At 50.4% G+C, this 2,448-nt stretch carries 3 protein-coding genes; 1 reads left to right on the top strand and 2 read right to left on the bottom strand.

Annotation, left to right across the window (positions count from 1 at the left end; genetic code table 11):
* The coding region (locus CZ345_RS00460; protein WP_077071244.1) for an IS1595 family transposase at positions 1-669 on the top strand (669 nt) is incomplete at its 5' end.
* Positions 670-688: 19 nt separating this feature from the next.
* On the opposite strand, the gene CZ345_RS17625 is transcribed toward CZ345_RS00460, so the two are convergent.
* Both CZ345_RS17625 and CZ345_RS16405 read right to left on the bottom strand, forming a co-directional pair.
* Positions 689-847 carry a zinc-ribbon domain-containing protein gene (locus CZ345_RS17625; RefSeq protein ID WP_144277185.1) on the bottom strand — a complete coding sequence of 53 codons (159 nt, stop codon included), beginning with the start codon at positions 845-847 and terminating at the stop codon, positions 689-691.
* Positions 848-879: 32 nt separating this feature from the next.
* Positions 880-1,803 carry a zinc-ribbon domain-containing protein gene (locus CZ345_RS16405; RefSeq protein WP_077071243.1) on the bottom strand — a complete coding sequence of 308 codons (924 nt, stop codon included), beginning with the start codon at positions 1,801-1,803 and terminating at the stop codon, positions 880-882.
* Between the last annotated feature and the right edge of the window lie 645 nt (positions 1,804-2,448).

The following is a 2,448-nucleotide window of genomic DNA, read 5'->3' as shown; positions in this document are numbered from 1 at the left end:
GTCGACTTCATCAGGCTGGCGCTCTTCGCGGTGCCGCTCGACGCCTGCGCGGCGGCCTGCCGCATAAGCCACCAGACCGCCTGGGAGTGGCGCCACCGCCTGTTCGCGGCCGTGGACGGCTACCAGGACCGCGTCGTGCTCCGGGGACGCGTCTGGATCGACGAGACCTACGTCAACGACACGGACCTCTCGAGGGGCTACGGGCAGGCCCGCAAGCGGGGGCTCTCAAGGCAGCAGATCTGCATCGCGGTGGGCATCGACTCCCGAAAGGAGCCCGTCGCCGTGGTCTGCGGGCACGGCAAGCCGTCGTCCGCCCGGATCAGGGGGGCGCTGAAGGCGCACATCGCCGAGGGCTCCGTCCTAGTGCACGACCGCGAGCGGGCGCACGGCGCGCTGGTGCGGGAGAACGGGCTCGTCGACGAGAGCTACAAGGCCGACGTGCGGGACCCGGTCTACCTCGAGGCGATGGCCCTCGTGAACAACCTGTGCTCCTGGATCAAGCGCTACCTGTGGAGGTTCACCGGCATGGATCCGAAGAACCTGCAGTCCTACCTCAACCTCTACGTCTACCTGTTCAGGGTGAAGCGCGACGGCGAGAGATGGCCCGAGATCGCGAGGGTGGTCCGCCATCTTCTCATGACCGACGCGCGCTTCCGCAGCTCAACGTAGGCTCCCTATCACCTAAGTTCTAGACTGTTAGATTGTTTTTAATTCTATTGTGGTTGATACATTTCGATTTCCTTTTTTCCACGCGTTCAGACGAACCTTTTACGTCCAACTTCTTTCCGCAGTTATTGCAATATCTCTTACCATCAGGTACTTCTACACCGCAGTTATTGCAAAACATCAAAAGAGTCCCTTGATAGACATACCGATAATCTATGCAAAGTGATGACCGCAGGCACCACAGAATTTTGCATCAGGATCTTCGAGATAGCCGCATTTCGGGCATACTTTTCCAACACCCTCGACTGTCTTATCAAGTTGATCGATATCCCTAGTCGAGAAGCTCTTACCATCTCGATGATTGGAAAGATTGGCAATTTTGCTAAGGGCGCTCTGAATGTCTGCTGTGTCATTACCAGAAAGCATAGGTAATGGAGTAGGTCCTTTAAACAGGAGATAAATGCTGCTTAGGAACATTATTAATCCGCTGGCAGTAAGGAGTATGCAGCCGGCGCCAATAGATGTGCCATTAGAAATATATCCGATGAGGTAATAGCCTGAGAAGACTAGGGTTATTCCGCTAGTTATGATAGAGACGATTGTAAAGCGTTTCGCTGCTAAGGCGCCGATTGCCCAGAGGGGAATGAACCACCAAAAGCCACGCGATATCAAATTAACGGATGCTGATCCCGAGGCTTCGGTCGTTCCGAGCTGGAAGGAGAAGAAGGGAAGTATCAATGCAATTATGGCAAGAATTGACGCTGAACAAATCAGTAGTTCTTCTACGCTGAGGTTGATTTCATTAAGGTTGATTTTATGGTCAGTTGATAGTCCCAATTGACTAACGAGCTGATCTACAGTTGCATAACTCGCTTCTGTTGATTTGCTAAAAGTCTGTTCTCGCGCTTCTTGTTTGTGCTCATTAGTCAAGGTCTCAGGGCTTCTCATTATTGATTCGATACTATGAGCAACGTCATGCGGTTCACTTGAAGTCTGAGTATCTACATCCTTGGCGGTTTCGTTATATCTATCGATCGCGGCTTTCCCATCCTTTGAAGGAATAAGTATTCTAGAACCGCAAGCAACGCAATAGTTGGCCGAGTCAACATTTTCCTGACCACAGTTTTGGCAAAACATTGCTTCTCCTACTTCAGAGAATTATTAGTACGAGCAAAGGAAGTGAGATGAATGCAGTTCATTACTATTTCAAGATGTCGGAACTTAAACTAACAATCTGTGAAGTCTTCGTTGTGGATCAGTTCGTTCCAGTCTGATCTCGATTGAACACGCGCTTGCTCATACTTAATGACCAGATCTTCAAATGTGATCTCAGGACTAATCTGATTGCTTTCCATTAGCTGTCTCGGAGTCATGTCTCTCAAATAATGATTTGCATATGAGACAAAAAATGTTGTCCCGGGCTTATGCAGGTTCGAGTTAATTACCATTGCGGGAAGACTCGGAAAATCTCTGCTTCTGCAGTATGCCTGTATCTTATCGAGACGCTCATATAGCATGTGGTCGCGGTAATGAGTATTTGTCAGCTTCGCGATCTCCGAATATGTTGTCGTGGTTCTCCCTTGAGAAGTGGCAGATAGAATTGCTTCAATCAATAATTTGACGGGCAAATCGTATTTGGTGTTCCGCATCACATGCCCATTACAGTTTGAGAAGTAGTTAGCCCAATCGCTTAAGCCATCCGCTTAGACGGTCGGACTACGATTGACATATGTCCCGAGGGACTGCCGATCGGGCGCCCGCGGACGGCCTTATGCCCCTGCC

Source organism: Mailhella massiliensis (assembly GCF_900155525.1).
Taxonomy (GTDB): domain Bacteria; phylum Desulfobacterota; class Desulfovibrionia; order Desulfovibrionales; family Desulfovibrionaceae; genus Mailhella; species Mailhella massiliensis.
This window is presented reverse-complemented; position numbering and strand designations above follow the sequence as displayed.

What these genes read in the sequence shown, in the direction of transcription:
- CZ345_RS17625 (WP_144277185.1), bottom strand. Translation starts at nt 847, where the DNA reads ATGTTTTGCAATAACTGCGGTGTAGAAGTACCTGATGGTAAGAGATAT.
- CZ345_RS16405 (WP_077071243.1), bottom strand. Translation starts at nt 1,803, where the DNA reads ATGTTTTGCCAAAACTGTGGTCAGGAAAATGTTGACTCGGCCAACTAT.